Origin of the sequence: Planococcus versutus, assembly GCF_001186155.3 — a bacterium.
Classification (GTDB): Bacteria; Bacillota; Bacilli; order Bacillales_A; family Planococcaceae; genus Planococcus; species Planococcus versutus.
The window spans coordinates 1,308,816-1,327,121 of sequence record NZ_CP016540.2 but is presented as its reverse complement, the minus strand read 5'-3'; the positions used below and the strand labels follow the sequence as shown (position 1 = coordinate 1,327,121).

The 18,306-nt window shown below is 40.0% G+C and carries 14 protein-coding genes, 1 pseudogene, 1 riboswitch and 1 other annotated feature (1 of these 17 cut by a window edge); of the genes and pseudogenes, 1 reads left to right on the top strand and 14 read right to left on the bottom strand.

The window, feature by feature from the left end:
* Positions 1 to 32: 32 nt before the first annotated feature.
* A riboswitch (Lysine riboswitch) is annotated at positions 33 to 208 on the bottom strand.
* Positions 209 to 245: 37 nt separating this feature from the next.
* The 12 genes from uvrC to zapA all read right to left on the bottom strand — a co-directional run bounded on the left by uvrC (position 246) and on the right by zapA (position 13,570).
* Positions 246 to 2,042 (bottom strand): excinuclease ABC subunit UvrC, encoded by a 1,797-nt coding sequence (uvrC, locus tag I858_RS06735; RefSeq protein ID WP_065524254.1) that lies wholly within the window; start codon positions 2,040 to 2,042, stop codon positions 246 to 248.
* Between the two features lie 52 nt (positions 2,043 to 2,094).
* Positions 2,095 to 2,409, bottom strand: coding sequence for a thioredoxin (gene trxA / locus I858_RS06730; protein WP_065524255.1), 315 nt, complete (start codon positions 2,407 to 2,409; stop codon positions 2,095 to 2,097).
* Between the two features lie 296 nt (positions 2,410 to 2,705).
* Positions 2,706 to 3,671, bottom strand: a complete 966-nt coding sequence (locus tag I858_RS06725) for an electron transfer flavoprotein subunit alpha/FixB family protein (RefSeq protein WP_065524256.1) — start codon at positions 3,669 to 3,671, stop codon at positions 2,706 to 2,708.
* A gap of 160 nt (positions 3,672 to 3,831) precedes the next feature.
* The gene (locus I858_RS06720; RefSeq protein ID WP_065524257.1) at positions 3,832 to 4,605 is read right to left on the bottom strand and encodes an electron transfer flavoprotein subunit beta/FixA family protein; all 774 of its coding nucleotides are present in this window, start codon (positions 4,603 to 4,605) and stop codon (positions 3,832 to 3,834) included.
* Positions 4,606 to 4,625: 20 nt separating this feature from the next.
* Positions 4,626 to 5,399 (bottom strand): enoyl-CoA hydratase, encoded by a 774-nt coding sequence (locus I858_RS06715; RefSeq protein ID WP_065524258.1) that lies wholly within the window; start codon positions 5,397 to 5,399, stop codon positions 4,626 to 4,628.
* A 17-nt stretch (positions 5,400 to 5,416) separates the two neighbouring features.
* Positions 5,417 to 5,998: a fatty acid metabolism transcriptional regulator FadR gene (locus I858_RS06710; RefSeq protein WP_065524259.1), complete on the bottom strand. Its 582-nt coding sequence runs from the start codon at positions 5,996 to 5,998 to the stop codon at positions 5,417 to 5,419.
* A gap of 125 nt (positions 5,999 to 6,123) precedes the next feature.
* Positions 6,124 to 7,815, bottom strand: coding sequence for an AMP-binding protein (locus tag I858_RS06705; RefSeq protein ID WP_065524260.1), 1,692 nt, complete (start codon positions 7,813 to 7,815; stop codon positions 6,124 to 6,126).
* A gap of 261 nt (positions 7,816 to 8,076) precedes the next feature.
* The gene (locus I858_RS06700) at positions 8,077 to 8,490 is read right to left on the bottom strand and encodes a DUF350 domain-containing protein (protein ID WP_065524261.1); all 414 of its coding nucleotides are present in this window, start codon (positions 8,488 to 8,490) and stop codon (positions 8,077 to 8,079) included.
* Positions 8,491 to 8,513: 23 nt separating this feature from the next.
* Complete coding sequence (locus tag I858_RS06695) at positions 8,514 to 10,871, bottom strand: endonuclease MutS2 (RefSeq protein ID WP_065524262.1); 2,358 nt, start codon at positions 10,869 to 10,871, stop codon at positions 8,514 to 8,516.
* A 130-nt stretch (positions 10,872 to 11,001) separates the two neighbouring features.
* On the bottom strand, positions 11,002 to 12,711 hold the full coding sequence (gene polX / locus I858_RS06690) for a DNA polymerase/3'-5' exonuclease PolX (protein WP_065524263.1): 1,710 nt from the start codon (positions 12,709 to 12,711) through the stop codon (positions 11,002 to 11,004).
* Between the two features lie 56 nt (positions 12,712 to 12,767).
* Complete coding sequence (locus I858_RS06685; RefSeq protein ID WP_065524264.1) at positions 12,768 to 13,304, bottom strand: CvpA family protein; 537 nt, start codon at positions 13,302 to 13,304, stop codon at positions 12,768 to 12,770.
* Between the two features lie 5 nt (positions 13,305 to 13,309).
* Entirely contained in the window at positions 13,310 to 13,570 is a 261-nt protein-coding gene (gene zapA / locus I858_RS06680; RefSeq protein ID WP_065524265.1) for a cell division protein ZapA, read from the bottom strand.
* An 81-nt stretch (positions 13,571 to 13,651) separates the two neighbouring features.
* Between zapA and rnhC the strand changes: the two genes are divergently transcribed.
* Positions 13,652 to 14,581 (top strand): ribonuclease HIII, encoded by a 930-nt coding sequence (rnhC, locus tag I858_RS06675; RefSeq protein WP_065524266.1) that lies wholly within the window; start codon positions 13,652 to 13,654, stop codon positions 14,579 to 14,581.
* Between the two features lie 54 nt (positions 14,582 to 14,635).
* On the opposite strand, the gene pheT is transcribed toward rnhC, so the two are convergent.
* Entirely contained in the window at positions 14,636 to 17,035 is a 2,400-nt protein-coding gene (gene pheT / locus I858_RS06670) for a phenylalanine--tRNA ligase subunit beta (RefSeq protein WP_065524267.1), read from the bottom strand.
* A 14-nt stretch (positions 17,036 to 17,049) separates the two neighbouring features.
* Positions 17,050 to 18,086 (bottom strand): annotated as a pseudogene (gene pheS / locus I858_RS06665) (phenylalanine--tRNA ligase subunit alpha).
* Between the two features lie 38 nt (positions 18,087 to 18,124).
* Positions 18,125 to 18,306 (bottom strand) — a binding site (T-box leader) (it continues 45 nt past the right edge of the window).

Sequence of the window (18,306 nt, the reverse complement as noted above, 5' to 3'; positions counted from 1 at the left end):
ACTACCTCTTTCATCATGTACGAAAAACGCCCATGTGAGATAGCCCTCCAGAGATTGACTCTGACAGCTCTGCATTTGTTAAATGCAGAACCAGCATACGCAACAGCAGTAAATACGCACACTTCGGCGATCATCCCTTTCACCATTCATCACAGATTCTGCAAATCTCCGAATGCTTACTATTGATGTTCGCGCCTCTATCATCACTTTTCCAAGTGATCTAATTAGTTACTTACATTACCATGTTACGATTCGCTTGGCAACGTCTCTTCAGCAAAGTGCTTTTCGATCGATTGCGCAATTGCTTCAGGCATTCCTGCTTCTTTCATTTCTTCTACGGATGCTTCTTTGATTTTTTTAACTGATCCAAAATGTTTCAGCAATTGCTGTTTTCGTTTTGGACCCACTCCTTCTAAACCATCAAGTGCTGATTGAATAGAGTTTTTGCCACGTAACTGTCGATGAAACGTAATTACAAAACGATGGACTTCGTCTTGAATGCGCTGCAATAAATAAAACGCTTCACTCGTTCGTTTAAGTGGCACAATTTCAATTGGTGAACCGTACAGTAACTGGGAAGTTTGGTGCTTCGCGTCTTTTGCAAGACCTGCAATTGGAATCGATAAGCCGAGCTCATCTTCTAAAATTTCACGTGCTGATTCCATTTGTCCTTTTCCACCATCGATGACGATCAAATCAGGCAATGGCAATCCATCTTTTAATACGCGTGAATACCGGCGACGAATCACTTCTCGCATCGCCGCATAATCATCGGGCTTTGACGCATTGCGTGTTTTGTATTTGCGGTAATCTTTTTTAGACGGTTTCCCGTCAATAAACGTAATCATCGCAGAAACTGCATCTGCACCTTGAATATGCGAGTTATCAAATGCTTCAATTCGCAAAGGCGTTTCGATGTTCATCGCCTCTCCTAAATCCACACAAGCACCAATGGTTCGTTCTTCTTGTCGTTCTAACAATTGGAATTTTTCTTTAATGGCTACTTCCGCATTTTTCTTGGCAAGAGCCACTAATTCTTTTTTCTTACCGCGTTGCGGAACGAGTACGCGAATGCCAAGCCATTCTTTTAACATTTCAGGATCATCTGCTTCAGGAATTAGAATTTCACTCGGTTTGACGTGATTGGCTTTTTCATAAAACTGACCGAGATAAGTCAAAAACTCTTCTTCTGGATCACGATAAAGTGGAAACAGCGATACGTCTCGCTCTATCAATTTGCCTTGTCTGACAAAAAAGACTTGCACGCACATCCAGCCTTTGTCCACAGCATAAGCAAAAACATCGCGATTGGTAAAATCGTTCATCGCCATTTTTTGTTTTTCCATGACAGTTTCAATCATATTAATTTGGTCACGATATTCTTTTGCGCGTTCAAATTCCAGTTTTTCAGCCGCTTCTGACATTTTTTCAACCAACTGTACTTTTACTTCACGAAATCCACCATTTAGAAACTTCGTAATGCCATCGATCATTTCTTGATAGGTTTCTTTTTCAACCGGTTTAACACACGGTGCTAAACATTGACCTAAATGATAATACAGACATACTCGGTCAGGCATCGTATGACATTTCCGCAGTGGGTACAAACGGTCGAGTAGTTTTTTTGTTTCTGCTGCTGCGTAAGCATTTGGATAAGGTCCAAAATATTTGCCTTTATCTTTTTTTACTTGTCTTGTGGTGATTAGCTTTGGATGACGCTCTCCTGTAATTTTTAAGTAAGGATAGGTTTTATCGTCTTTTAACATAATATTGTATTTAGGATCGTACTTCTTGATCAAATTCAATTCAAGAATCAATGCTTCTTTATCTGAAGAAGTAATAATATACTCAAAATCTTCGATCTCATTGACCAATCGTTGTGTTTTTGTATCGTGACTACCCGTGAAATAAGAGCGTACACGATTTTTTAACACTTTTGCCTTGCCGACATAAATAATAGTATTTTGCCGATCTTTCATCAGATAACAGCCAGGTTGATCAGGAAGTATCGCCAATTTGTGTCGAATCAATTCATTTGCCATTTTATCTCACCCTATTAAAAAACCGGGCACCATCACTGGACCCGGTTAAGAATTATGCGTGTTTTTCAACCAATTCAGCTAATGCTTCTTTTGGTCGGAAACCAACTACTTTATCAACTGTTTCTCCGTCTTTCAACAATAACAATGTTGGAATTGACATAATGCCGTAGTTTCCAGCAGTTTCCTGGTTTTGGTCTACATCCACTTTTACAATTTTAACTTTATCGCTCATTTCAGCATCTAACTCTTCTAGTACTGGAGCGATCATTTTACATGGTCCACACCAAGTTGCCCAAAAATCTACTAAAACGAGTCCTTCTGCTACTTCTTCTGAAAAGTTCTGATCTGTGCCGTGTACGATTGCCATGAATAATTCCTCCTTATGATTAACCAAACTATATACGAAGTATATCACGCGATAAAAACACTAGCTATTTTTTTGCCTACTCTTCTGATCTCCCATAAATACGCGTATTAAATGGACAACAAACTGTTCGCTATTCTGATAAAGCTTACACCAGCGCACTACTTCTTTACACTTTGTCACTTGCACCACAAGTAAAAAATTAGTATATATCTATTAAAGTTCATACACAAAAACAGGTAGAGAGTTTTTTCTTTTCTCTCCACCTGTTTAAGTTCAGCAATTAACCGTTTTAAAAATTACATAATTTTTTTAAATTCTTCTGTCAGCATTGGAATGACTTCGAACAAGTCTCCAACGATCCCGTAATCTGCTACTTTGAAGATGTTTGCTTCTGGATCTTTGTTGATCGCTACGATGACTTTCGAGTTGGACATACCTGCCATATGTTGAATGGCTCCAGAAATACCAGCTGCGATATAAAGATCAGGTGTTACCACTTTACCTGTTTGCCCAATTTGGAGTGAGTAATCGCAATAATCTGCGTCACACGCTCCACGTGATGCGCCTACAGCTCCGCCGAGAAGGTTCGCCAATTCTTGTAATGGTTCGAATCCTTCTGTACTTTTGACACCACGGCCTCCAGCAACGATCACTTTCGCTTCTGAGAGATCGACACCTTCAGTTGATTTGCGAACAACATTTTTAATGATGGTACGTAAGTTCGTGATATCAACAGATAAAGAACTTACATCACCTGAACGTTCTTCTCTTTCAAGTGGCGCAATATTGTTTGAACGAACTGTAATAAAAGTAAGTCCGCCTTTAAGTTTTACTTTCTCAAATGCTTTACCAGAAAAGATTGGGCGGATAAAGACAGCATCATCGCCTTCGCCTTCAATGTCTGTTACATCTGAAATTAAGCCCGCTTGTAATTTAGAAGCGATTTTGGGTGCCAAGTCTTTGCCAACTGACGTATGGCCAAAAACAAGACCTTCAGGTTTTTCTTGTTCAACAACAGCCATAAATGCTTGACCATAGCCATCAGATGTATACGATTTCAAATGTGGATGTTCAACTGTGATGACACGATCTGCACCGTACGCCACAAGTTCAGCTCCAAATTCAGCCACTGTATCTCCGATCAAAACAGCCACTACTTCACCACCGCCAGAGATTTTCTTAGCAGCCGCGATGGCTTCAAATGAAACATTACGTAAAGCACCTTCGCGCGTTTCGCCTAAAACTAATACTTTCTTCGCCATAATCTGTTTACCCCCTAAGTAGATGTGAAAAATATATGGAATGTTTCTTCATGTTTAGTTAATTGAGAAGTGCCCAGCTCTTCGGGTCATAAGGCAACCCAGCTTTGCTGATCTACTTTATGCCCGTAAGAGTCAAAACAGACAATTCCACTTTTTTAAATTAAATTACTTTTGCTTCATTGCGTAGCAAGCCGACAAGTTCTGTTACTTGGTTCGATAGATCACCTTCAAGAATGCGACCAGCTGCTTTTTTCTCTGGCAAGTAGATTTCGATTGTTTCTGTTTTCGCTTCTACGTCTTCTTCTTCGATATCTAAATCATCCAATTCCAATTCTTCAAGCGGTTTTTTCTTCGCTTTCATAATTCCTGGAAGTGATGGATAGCGCGGTTCGTTTAAGCCTTGTTGAGCTGTTACAAGAAGCGGTAACGATGTTTCTAATTCTTCCGCATCTCCTTCGATGTCGCGAACGATGGTAACTGTTTCGCCTTCGATGCTCAAGCTTGTAATTGTTGTTACGTAGTTGATCCCAAGCAAGTCAGCCACACGCGGTCCAACTTGTCCAGATCCACCATCAATTGCAACGTTACCAGCCAAAATCAAATCTGCTTCTTTGTCTTTCAAATATTCAGCTAGTATGTATGCAGAAGTAAACTGGTCCATTTCTTCAACATCATCTTCAGTATTAATCAATACGGCTTTGTCTGCACCCATTGCAAGTGCTGTGCGAAGCTGTTTTTCTGCTTCTTCATTACCGATTGTAATAACTGTTACTTCGCCGCCATGTGCATCGCGGACTGTGATAGCTTCTTCAATTGCGTATTCATCGTAAGGATTAATGATAAATTCTGCTCCGTCTTCCTGGATTTGCCCACCAGAAATTACGATTTTTTCTTCTGTGTCAAACGTACGTTTTACTAATACATAAATGTTCATGAACGAAAACCTCCCAAGTATTATTTCCCTTTAAATTGTGCTTCGCGTTTTTCCAGAAATGCCTGGATTCCTTCTTTTGCATCTTCCGAAACAAAAACAGTTCCAAAAGATTGAGCTTCAGCATTTACGCCTTCATAATACGACGCGGGCTTTGCATATTGCAACATTTGAATCGCTGCCTTTACAGAAACCGGACTTTTTTTCGCGATCTTACGTGCGATTGAAAGCGTTTCCGAAAGAAGTTCTTCTTCTGCAAATACGCGGTTAGCCAACCCATAATGCGCGGCTTCTGTTCCAGAAATCGGATCGCTCGTTAACAACATCTCAGCCGCTTTCGCTGCGCCTACGTATCTTGGCAAACGCTGTGTTCCTGCAAAACCGGGGATTAAACCTAATTGAAGTTCCGGTAATCCTAGTTTAGCATTTTCAGTGACAAATCGCATGTGACAACTCATTGCCAATTCTAAACCGCCACCTAAAGCCGCTCCGTGAATCGCTGCAATTACAGGCTTATGAAAAGTTTCAACGCGTTCGAAAACTTCTTGACCACTCGCTGATAACTTTGAGAATTCTTCGCCTGAAGATACTTGCGTAAATTCTTTAATGTCAGCTCCTGCAGAAAAGAATCTGCCTTCTCCGTGCAAAACAATGACACGAACTTCTTCGTCATTTTCCACTTGGTTCAGCAATTCATTGACTTCTAAAATAAGCGAACGAGATAGCGCATTTGCCGGTGGACGATTAATCGTCGCAATTGCTATGCCATCTTCTTTTTTCCAACTGATAAATTCCATCTAATGAGCCCCTTTCTTTAAGCCTGCATACCCTTTAGCAGCAAACGTTGAACTTTTGGTGCAAGTTCGATTAAATCATACTTATGATCATTCATGACCCAGGTTGTAATGGTCTCATCCATTGTACCAAAAACCATCTGTCTTGCTAAACGAATATCCATTTTTGCATCAAATTCCCCATCTTCCATTCCTTTGACAAGAATTTGATCCATCAATTTTAAATACTCACGCAACACGTCATTGATCTTTGTTCGAAGTTCAGGATTTGACTGTCGCAATTCAAGTTGCGTTACAATCGCTAAATGAATATCGCTAGCTAGCAGTTCAAAATGACTTTCAATCATAAGCCCTAACTTGCTTGATGCCGTCAAGTCGCGTGCAATGATTTGTTCTAATTTACTGACGAACACACCCATTTTTTCTTGAAAAACAGAAATTAAAATATCTTCTTTGTTTTTGAAATACAAATAAATCGTCCCATCGGCGACGCCAGCTTGTTTTGCTATTTTTGAAACTTGCGCTTGATGATAGCCATTTTCGGCAATCACAATAACTGCAGCATCAATAATTTGTTTGTATTTCGGCTTGTCTTTTCTCACTATAATGTCACCACCCAAAAAAATATAAAAATATGAATGGCGATTCATTCATATTTTTATATTATAGTTTATTTTATAAAGTGTCAAGTTTTACTGAGTTGCGTAGTTTTAGCTAATGGAAATTTTTAAGAAAGAACAGATTCTTTTTGTTTAGCAATTTCTTCGTCTACTAACGAGCGACGCAAGATTTTCCCGATTGCTGTTTTCGGAAGTTCTTTACGGAATTCATAAACACGCGGTACTTTGAAAGAAGCCAGTTGCTCTCGGCAATACGCATTGAGTTCTTCCTCAGTTACAGTATAACCTTCTTTCAAGACAATATACGCTTTTACAGTTTCTCCGCGATACGGATCTGGTATGCCCGCAACTACACATTCTTGAATAGCCTCGTGTTCGTATAGTACTTCTTCAATTTCTCGCGGGTAAATATTAAAACCACCTGCAATAATCATATCTTTTTTGCGATCGACAATAAAGAAATGTCCTTCATCGTCCATGTAACCAAGATCTCCTGTTAACAACCAGCCATCAACAATGGTGGCAGCCGTTTCTTCAGGTTTGTTCCAATACCCCTTCATGACTTGAGGTCCTTGAATTGCGATTTCCCCAATCTCACCATTTGGAATTGGAATTGTTGTACCTGTTTGGAAAATCTTACAATTCGTATCCGGGTATGGCATACCGACTGATCCTTTTGTTCGCTCTCCCCAAACCAAGTTGGAATGTGTTACTGGCCCTGTTTCAGTCAATCCATAACCTTCTACTAATTTACCGCCTGTCAGCGCTTCAAATTTCTCTTGTACTTCTACTGGCAGAGGCGCAGATCCACTTAAGCAAGCTTCGATTGAAGACAAGTCGTATTTAGCGATATCCGGATGGTTCATTAATCCAATATACAAAGTTGGTGCACCTGGAAAAAGAGTTGGTTTTTGCTTATCGATTGTCTTTAAAGCCGTTTCTGGATCAAATTTTGGTAACAATACCATTTTATCACCAAGCATGACAGATAGGATTAAAACCGTCGTTAAGCCATAAACATGGAATAACGGAATAATTCCCATAATCGTTTCTTCGCCTTTTTTGCATTTATACAGCCAGCTATCACACATTGTCGCATTGGAAATTAAGTTTTTATGCGTCAACATGACGCCTTTGGGAGAACCTGTTGTGCCTCCTGTATATTGCAGTAATGCTAAATCTTCTTCAAAATCGAACGGTGTTTCTACAACAGTTGGCTGAGAGATTTTCATAACTTCAGTAAACAAATGGTTGATGCCTCTATGTTCAACTTTAACTGTCATGCCGTATTGTTTTTTCTGGATAAATGGATAAACAAGATTTTTCGGGAAAGACAGGTAATCTTTGATCCCTGTAATAATTACATTTTCTAGTTGTGTTTCTTTAATAACTTTCGAAATTCTCGGAAACAAAATGTCTAGTCCAATAATTGCTTTTGCTCCAGAATCCTTCATTTGGTAGGCAACTTCTCGTTCTGTATAAAGAGGATTGGTCATTACCACAATTCCACCTGCATATAACACACCATAAAAACTAATAACAGCTTGCGGACAGTTTGGCAACATGATAGAAACTCTATCACCTTTTTGTATACCTAGCTTTTGAAGATAATTTGCGAATTTCATAGAAGATTCGTAAAGTTCCTCGTATGAAAGTTCTTTCCCCATAAAGTGAATCGCTGTCTTTTTTGGATACGTTTCATAAGCACTCGTTAAAAATTGTTGAACGGGCATCTTTGGATAAGTTAGCGTATGGGGTATTTCAGGCGGATAATGTGCAAGCCATGGCTTCTCAGTCATCCTTTTGACCTCCTAATTTTTAATTGAATCGTGCGAATATTCCTACTTTTAGTATAGACAAGAATGATAACGCTTTCAAACTTTTTTTTATGAACTTAGGAGAAATTATTTTATCTCTCCTATTTCTTATCATATAAAAAAAGGTCAGCTCAACAGCTGACCTTTTCGTCAAAAGACGAACAGAAAAATGATTCCTACAATTACAAAAACCGCGCAAAACACAAACAAGATTTTAATAAGGTTTTCCAAAACATCCAACTCCTATTGAATACTAGCTCCGATTACATACGATAATCCGACAGAGATAACCATTGAAATTAACCCAACTGATCGATTATCTTGTTCGATTTCTTCATCTACTTTAAACTTTGGCGTCAAAAATTCAAACAATACGTAAGCGAAAATCAGTAAAGTAAACCCGAATAGTCCCCATGCAACCATTTCGAATAGAGAATTATGCTGTTCGATAGAAAAACGAAAAATATTGGTCACACCAAAAATTTTTCCACCGGTAGCCATAGCTACAGCTAAATTTCCTTTTTTGATTTGTTCCCAATTATTGTATTTAGTCACAATTTCAAAAATGACCATAGCGACAACTAAACACAACACTACAACACTGAAATAGCCGGCCGATTCGACCAGCGGATGTGTCCAAAACCCTGATTCGGTCATTTCTTATACTCCTCTACAAAAACTTACTTTAATTCAACGACAGTCACACCAGAGCCACCTTCACCTGATTCACCAAAGCGATAGCTCTTTACACGCGAATGTTTTTTTAGATATTGCTGAACCCCTTGGCGCAATGCACCTGTTCCTTTGCCGTGAATGATTGATACTTGGTGGTAATTTGATAATAACGCATCATCCAGGTATTTTTCAACACGCGCAAGTGCATCTTCGTATCGTTCACCGCGTAAATCGAGTTCCATTTTCACATGACTATCTCGATCTTTCAATGTGGTCATTGAGCGCGTTTGTTGTTTTTCTGGTTTTGTATAAGACAAGTCAGATTCAGGTAATTTCATTTTTAAAATACCGATTTGAACAATCCATTCATCTTTTGAAACTTTTTCGACCAATGTGCCTTTTTGACCAAATGAAATCACTTTTACTTCATCATTTGGTTTTAACGGCTTGACTTCATTGTCTTTTGCGGCTTTTTTCAAAATGCGGTTTTGAGGCGTTGCTTCTTCCAAGCGTTTTTTTGCATTGATCAATTCATGTTCTTTGACCATTGATCCTTGGTTTAGTTGCATTTTACGTAAGTCTGAAATAACCGCTTCTGCTTCTGCTTTTGCTTGCTCCACAATTTTTCGAGCTTTTTCTTTCGCTTTTTCTTCCAGTCGTTCTTTTTGCTGCTCGTATTCTGCTAGTTGCTGAGTCAATTCTTTTTTCAATTGCTCAGATTCTTTTAGTACTTCCAACGTACTTTCTGCATCTGCTTCAGCTTCACGACGACTTTTTTCAAGAGACGCAATCATGGAGTCCACTGCTTTGCTATCTGTCCCTGTAAAACTTTTCGCATGACTAATAATGTGGTCTGGCAATCCAAGACGCTTTGAAATTTCAAAAGCATTGCTTCGGCCTGGTACTCCAATAAGTAAACGATAAGTTGGACTTAATGTTTCCACATCAAACTCGACACTCGCATTTGCAACACCAGGTCGGTTGTAACCATATGCTTTAAGCTCAGGGTAGTGTGTTGTTGCGATAACACGTGCGCCTCTGCCATGAACTTCATCTAGTAGAGAAATCGCTAAAGCCGCTCCTTCTTGAGGGTCAGTACCTGCTCCTAGCTCATCAAAAATAACCAATGAGTTTTCATCAAACTTCGTCAAAATATCAACTATATTGACCATATGCGACGAGAAAGTACTCAAGCTTTGCTCAATCGATTGTTCATCGCCAATATCCGCAAAAATTTGGTCGAATACTGCAAGTTCAGAGCCGTCAAGTGCGGGAATTGGCAAACCAGACTGAGCCATTAATGTTGCGAGTCCTACGGTTTTTAAAGTTACGGTTTTCCCTCCGGTGTTCGGACCGGTAATCACGATTGCTGTAATCTCTCGTCCAAACTCAATATCATTTGGCACAACTTCATCTTTAGAGATCATTGGGTGACGCGCTTTTTTCAACTTAATATAACCTTCTGTATTCATTATGGGCTTTGTGCCTTTATGAGTTACACCATATTTTGCTTTTGCTAATATTAAATCAATTTCACCAAGTACATCAACCAATACAAAAAGCTCATGAGCAACTTCTTGAACTTGCGCTGACAGCATTAATAAAATTCGGTCGATTTCTTCTTTTTCTTTCATCTTCAAACGACGAACTTCGTTATTCGCTTGTACGACAGCATCTGGTTCGATAAACAAAGTTTGACCTGAAGAAGATTGATCGTGAACAATACCGCCATAATGATTACGGTATTCTTGTTTGACTGGAATAACAAAACGGTCATTTCGAATCGTTACAATCGAATCTGATAACATTTTGGAAGCATTTTTGCCACGAACTAAACTTTCCAACCGCTCACGAACACGACTTTCTTGTGTTCGTAGTTGTTGGCGAATCGAACGCAATTCAGTGCTTGCACTGTCTAAAACAGCACCGTTATCATCAATACACATATTAATAGCGTGTTCTAGTGCTGTCAGAATTGGCATCGATTCTTTTTTCTTTAAGAAATGAGGAATCTGCACGACGCCTTCTTCTTGAATGGTTTCAAAAAATTGACGCAAAATACGACTTGCACGAATCGTCGATGATACTTCCATTAATTCTATCGGGCTCAAGCTTCCACCAATTTGCGCTCTTCTAGAATGAAGTCGAACATCAAAAATACCGCCCATTGGCACATTGTTCTTGACGCGCAAGACTTGCGCGCCTTCATCCATTTCTTCTAACAGCTGATTGACTTTGTTTAGATCAGTAGATGGCAATAAATTATCTACATGTGCTTTTCCGAGTGACGAAGTGCAGTAACGTGCCACTTCATCGCGAATTTTATAAAATTCAAGTGTTCTTAATGCGCGTTCTGCGATCATTTAAGAACCTCCTAACTTTGGATATATAGTAAAATATCGATATTCCGCAGGTCAACAGCGCTTTTGGGCCATCAGGATGTAGATCCGAAAGCTAAGGCGACAAGATGTCGCAAGTTAAAACCATGAGTTTTTATTTCGATTTGTTAATAAATTCTTTGAACTTTTCAAGTGACCATGTATTTACTATGGTGTCTTTTTTTAGCCATGCTTTTTGGGCATGCTTGACGCCGGTTTTCATAACGTCTAATCCTTCAATGGCATGGGCGTCTGTGTTGATTGCGACAGGAACTCCTTTTTCTTGAGCCATTATTAAGTAAGGCACAGCGAGGTCTAAGCGATACGGACTGGCGTTTAACTCGACAATTTTGCCGTATTCTTTTGCCCAGTCTAAAATTTGCTCCACATCCGGATTATAGCCATCGCGCTGGCCAACAATTCTGCCGGTCGGATGCGCAATCATGTGGACATATGGATTTTTCATAGCCGTTAATATACGGTCCATAATTTGTTCTTGTGGCTGTTGGAAACTCGAATGGATACTGGCAATGACAAAGTCTAATTTTTTGAGCATATCGTCATCAAAGTCTAATGTTGCGTCAGGCAAAATGTCCATTTCTGTTCCTGAAAATACCTCTATCGCATCATACTTTTTGTTCAATTCTCGAATTTGACTATTTTGGTCGGTTAAACGTTCAGGTGTTAAGCCATTAGCCACTTTTAAGTAATGAGAGTGATCTGTGATGACCATATATTTATACGATTTCGCCACACAAGCTTCAATCATCTCAGTTAGTGAATTGGCACCATCTGACCAAGTTGTATGCATGTGCAAATCACTGCTAATATCCTCTATCGTCACAAGTTCTGGCAACTCTTCTAATCGATCTAGTTCTCGTCCATCTTCACGAACCGATGGTGGAATAAACGGCAAACCGAAATGAGCAAAAAAATCGATTTCTGTTGAAAACGTTTTAACGCTGCCATCTTCTTGTTCAACGCCGTATTCACTAATTTTTTGGTTCTGTGATTTTGCCAATTGACGCATTCTCACATTGTGATCTTTTGATCCTGTGAAATGGTGTAACGCTGTCACAAATTCTTCAGGAGCCACTAAACGGAAATCCACATCGATTGGTTCTAATACTTCTACAGTCACAGAAACTTTTGTGTCTCCAGATGCAATAGTTTCTTTCACAGGCAATGCTGCTAAAAGTTGCTCTTTTACTTTTGCAGGTTCAGCAGTTGCGATGATAAAGTCTATATCTTTACTCGTTTCTTTCGTCCGTCGAAAACTTCCAGCTACTGAAAACTCAGTGACTTCCGCAATTGATGTTAAGACATCTTGAATAAACGCCACGGTTTCTTCCGTTTTCCAAATCGGCTGACGATCCGGTTTGGTTTCAAAGTCATTGATCTCTTTCAATATCTTTTCTTCTGATTTCGGACCAAATCCCGGAAGTTTTTGGATTTCCTCATTTAAGCAAGCTGCTTTTAAAGTTTCCATCGAATCAATACCCAATTCTTTGTAAAGTTTGGCGATTTTCTTGCCACCTAATCCTTGAAGTTTCATCATTGGAATCAGCCCTTTTGGCACTTCTTCTTGAAGCTCTTCGAGAACGGTTGACTTATTGTCGTTTATCAATTCGAGTATAACGTCTCCTGTGCCTTTTCCGATACCTTTTAGTTTGGTGACATCTTCAATTTCGTCTAAACTGCGCTGATCGAGTTCAAGCGCTTGAGCGGCTTTTCGAAAAGCCGATACTTTAAACGGGTTTTCCCCTTTAAGTTCCATATACAATGCAATTTTTTCAAGTGTTCTGATGATAATCTTCTTATTCACCAAAAGCCCTCCTCGTTTCGATTAAAAAAACTTCCCTCGTAAGAGAGAAGTTCCTACTACATATAAATATACCACCATTCTTTTACTTTCTCAGAGAAATAAGGTGTGTTCTCAATCATTGATTGAGCAATACTGGAATTCTCTAACTGGTTTTGCACAACGTCCACCGGAAGTAGCGCAAATACATAGATGAAAATAAATAACAGGATGTATGCTTCAACAAATCCTAGAACAGCACCAAGTATTTTGCTGAAAAAGCCAAGTACTGGCAAAAATTTCAGAAAATCAAACATTGATGCAAGCAACTGCAAAGCAAATTTTACGACAAAGAAAATAAGTGCAAATGCTAATAATTGATAGAAAGTTTGATCTAAATCCAATTTGTCTACAGCAAGCGTAAACTGAGAGTTTTCATTTATGGCCGGATATGGAATCCACAGTACGAAGTATTCAGACAGTGGTTTATAATAATTATAAGCCGCGACTAATGCAATAACAAATCCAACCATGTGAATCAACTGAACGATAAATCCTCTTTTGGCGCCCACGATGATGCCACCGATTAGTAAGATGAGTAAAAGAATATTTAGCATTTACGTCATTCCTTTAATTTTTTTATTTCATTTTCTAATTGTTCAACTTGCTCTTTCAGTTTAAGATAGTCATGTATCGCATTTGACGCAGTTAACACAGCAAGCTTTGCTTGGTCGAGTGATGGATTCAACGCATTAATTTCACGCATTCTACTATCAACCATCGATGCGACCAGACGCATATGACCAGAAGTTTCAGTACCGACCATTTTATAGGTGTTGCCATAGATGTCTACGACCGTGTGAATTTTATGTTGCTCAGACAATGCAATATCCCCCTTTGGAATTCTTTACCCATCATACCATGAACACAAGCCGATTGTGAATCAAAGAAAGGTGACTTACCCATGTCAAATTTAGTTCTAAAACTTACAGAAGACAGTCTTCTCCAAGTGATTGCTCACTACCAGAAAAGCAAAGTCACTTCCAAAAATCCATATGCTCGCTTTAGCGCTAAAATATCCGATACCGTCGTGACCGTTTACACATCTGGGAAAGTCATGTTTCAAGGAAATGGGGCTGCACGAGAAGCAGCAAAATGGGGAATTCCCCCTGCAGCTGGCAAAATCGTCTCAACCAAAGGAGACAAACTTCCTGACGATTTTGCCCAACTTTCGGTTCTCGGATCTGACGAAACAGGTACCGGCGATTTTTTCGGACCAATTACCGTCGCGGCATGTTACGTACCGGCCGACAAAATAGCGCTTGCTCATGAGCTCGGAGTTAAAGATTCCAAACAATTGACAGACGATTGGATGCGCAAAATAGCTCCTGACTTAACACAAACATTCGCTCACAAAGCGCTGACTTTAAAAAACGATAAATACAACAAAGTCCAAAGCCAAGGCTGGTCACAAGGAAAAATCAAAGCTTTGTTGCACAATCAAGCACTTAAATATGTTCTAAACGAGATTGCACCCGAAAAACCAGACTTTCTCTTAATCGATCAATTTGCAGAACGCGGCATCTATTATAAGCATATTAAAGACGAACCAGAAATCATTCGTGAGAACGTCTTGTTTTCCACGAAAGCGGAAGGTCTTCACGTTTCAGTCGCCTGTGCGTCTATTATCGCTCGCGTTGCATTTCTTGAAGAGATGGACCGGATGAGTTTAGGCGCTGGCGTCACCTTACCAAAAGGCGCAGGAAAAATTGTGGATGAAGTGGCTGCGAGGATTATATTAAAGCATGGCGAAGAGTATTTGAAAACGTTGACGAAAGTACATTTTGCGAATACCAGGAAAGTATTGGCACTGGCGAAAAAACACGGCAATTAAAAAAAAGATGAATCCAGTGGATTCATCTTTTTTTAGCATTACTATCAAATTCCTTTAACTTCTCAACTCTGCTCCAGCTTCTGTCAGAGCCGCTATTACTTTTTCATGTGCGTTTGTCACTTCTTCATCCGTCAACGTTTTCTCAGGATCGAAATAAGTTAACGAGAAGGCTACTGATTTTTTGCCTTCTTGCATTTTGTCGCCTTCGTACAGATCGAATACGCGAACGTCTTTTAATAGCTTGCCGCCTGCATTACGAATCGTCGTTTCAATCGTTGCAGCTGCCGTATCTTTTGAGAGCACCAATGCTATATCACGTGATATAGCGGGATAACGCGGTACGGGGGTGTAAACTAATGTATCTGTTTCTAAATTTAACAAGGCTGCCAGATTTAATTCCATGACAATCGTTGTTTTCAAGTCACGCATTTTTTGTTCTGACGGGTGCAATTGGCCAATGACGCCAATGCGTTCGTCGTTTAGCATAATAAACGCCGTTCTGCCTGGATGTAAGTCGTCCATTTGACCACGCTCGAATGTAAAGTTGACGCCTAATTTTTCCCCAAGACTTTCCACAAGTCCTTTTAAGACGAAAAAGTCTACTGGCTTTTTCTCACCTTGCCAGCTATTATCGATCCATAAACCAGTGATTGCCACTGCTAAATGTTCTTGTTCGTTCAATAACTCATCGTCACCTTTTAGGAAAACAGATCCCGTTTCGTACAATGCGACTGAATCCATACGTCTCGCTGTATTATACGTAACCGATTCCAATAAATGCGGCAATAGGCTTTGACGCAAAATGCTACGTTCTTCGCTCATCGGCATTAACAAACGAGTGGCTTCTGTTTCATCTAATGCAAACTGCTTAGCAGACTTTACAGAAGTTAACGAGTACGTTATTGTTTGCAACAACCCAGCACCTTCCATTAAGTTGCGCACGATTCGGCGTTTTGCTTGATAAGGTGTTAATCCACCTGGTGTTGTTTCTGCTTTTGGTAACGTTGCCGGAATTTCATCGTATCCGTAAAGACGCGCAATTTCTTCAATGATATCTTCAGGAATTTGAATGTCTTGACGACGTGTTGGCACAGAAATAACCAATTGCCCATTTGCCGCTTCCGTATTAAATTTCAAGCGATTTAAAATATCCCACATGTCTTCAAAGGAAATTTTCATGCCTAAACGACTGTTAATAAAATCTGGAGATACGTTAATGATTTTTTCTTCTTTGTTTAATTCGTCAAATACGACAGATCCAGCTAGCACTTCCCCACCTGCAAGTTGAGACAGCAATTGCGCTGCACGTTCTGCGGCTGGAATGACACGGTTTGGATCTACGCCTTTTTCAAAACGAGTACTTGCATCACTGCGTAACCCATGATCTCTTGATGTTTGACGAACAGAACCTGGTTCAAAATAAGCAGATTCAATGACAACTGTCGTTGTCGAGTCACTGACTTCTGAGTTTGCGCCACCCATAACACCAGCAATCGCGACTGGTTTTTCACCATTCGTGATAACCAATTGATGAGCAGCTAATTTACGTTCAACATCATCTAACGTCGTAATCGTTTCGCCTTCTGTTGCTTGGCGAACCGTAATGGTACCCGTTTCCAATAAATCGTAATCAAACGCGTGAAGTGGCTGACCGTACTCCATCAAAACAAAGTTAGTCACGTCGACTACGTTATTGTGAGGACGGATACCTGCTGCCATCAAGCGCTGTTGTAGCCACATTGGCGACTCTTGAACTTTAATGTTGCGAACAACTTTAGCCACATATAATGGATTTGCTTTAGGTGCGTCGACTGTTACAGTCAACATAGATGACGCCCTGTCTACTGCTTCTTTATAGCTAATTTCCGGCAACTGAACGTCTTCTGATAAAATCGCTCCAACTTCATAAGCCACACCAATCATGCTCATTGCGTCTGCGCGGTTAGGCGTCAAATCAAATTCTAATACAGTATCATCTAAATGAAAGTTTGTAATTACATCCGATCCAGTTTCTGCGTCTTCTGGCAATACATAAATGCCTTCAGCGTATGCTTTTGGAACAAGCTTGTTTTCAATGCCAAGCTCTTGTAATGAACAAATCATGCCATTGGATTCTTCTCCACGAAGTTTTGCTTTTTTGATTTTGATGCCCCCAGGAAGTTTTGCTCCAGGTCGTGCGACAATTACTTTTTGGCCTTGTGCAATATTGGGTGCTCCACAAATAATTTGCGCTGTTTCTTCGCCGACATCGACTTGGCAAATTGATAATTTATCTGCTTCAGGATGTTTGACACAAGATGCAACATAACCTACGACAATATTTGTCATGCCATGCGAACGATCGATAATTGCATCGACTTCGATACCAGAACGCGTTATTTTTTCTGCTAATTCTGCGGGTGGGAATTGTTGTGTATTTACATAGTCTTTCAACCAATTAATAGATACCAGCATGTTTTATTTCCTCCTTAAAGTTCTGTACGTTGGAATTGAGAGATAAAGCGAACATCGTTTGTGTAGAAATGACGAATATCTTCGACGTTGTATTTCAACATCGCGATTCGTTCAGCGCCCATGCCAAAAGCAAATCCTGTTAAGCGTTTCGAATCATAGCCGGCCATTTCAAGAACATTTGGATGCACCATTCCAGCGCCAAGAATTTCGATCCAGCCTGTTTTTTTACAGACATTACAGCCACTGCCGCCACATTTAAAGCATGAGATGTCCATTTCAACAGATGGTTCTGTAAATGGAAAGAAGCTTGGACGAAGACGGATCTCACGGTCTTCACCGAACATTTTTTTAGCGAATACTGAAAGTGTTCCTTTCAAATCGCTCATGCGAATGTCTTCTCCGATAACCAATCCTTCAATTTGCGTAAATTGATGCGAATGCGTTGCGTCGTCACTATCACGGCGATACACTTTGCCTGGGCAAATGATTTTAATCGGCTCTCCGCCTTTTGCTTCCATAGTGCGTGCTTGAACCGGTGACGTATGCGTACGCAGTAAAATGTCTTCTGTTATATAGAAAGAATCTTGCATATCACGTGCTGGATGACCTTTTGGTAAATTTAATGCTTCGAAATTATAATAATCTTTTTCCACTTCTGGACCTTCGGCAACTTCATACCCATTGAAATAAATAAATCTTCAATTTCTTCTACAACACGTGTTAACGGATGCGAGTTGCCTGTTTTCATAGGACGTCCCGGTAACGTGATATCAATTGTTTCGCTTTCAAGCTTGCTGTTGATTGCTCGTTCTTCTAAAAGCACCATACGGCTATCAAGTTGTGTCGTTACTTCTTCACGAACAACGTTCACCAATGCCCCCATTTTCGGACGTTCTTCAGCTGGGAGTTTGCCCATGCCTTTTAACAAATCTGTAATCGGTCCTTTTTTCCCTAAATACGCGACACGGACATCGTTTAGTTCTTTGACAGTCGACGCTGCAGCAATCTTTTCGAGTGCTTGTGTTTTCAAATCCTGCAATTGTGCTTCCATTTTTTCTCCTCCTTAGACAGTAAAAAGCCCCGTCCCAGAAAAGGGACGAGGCATTATTCGCGGTACCACCCTAGTTATTGCAAATCGCAATCACTTGTTTACATAACGGCTCTTCACCGGCCCATCTTTACAGTATTTCTACTGGTCCCGTTAGGCAGCTCGCGGGGTGAACTTCTGAGGCGTTTACATATCCGCACTTCCAGTCAAGGTGCAGAATCTC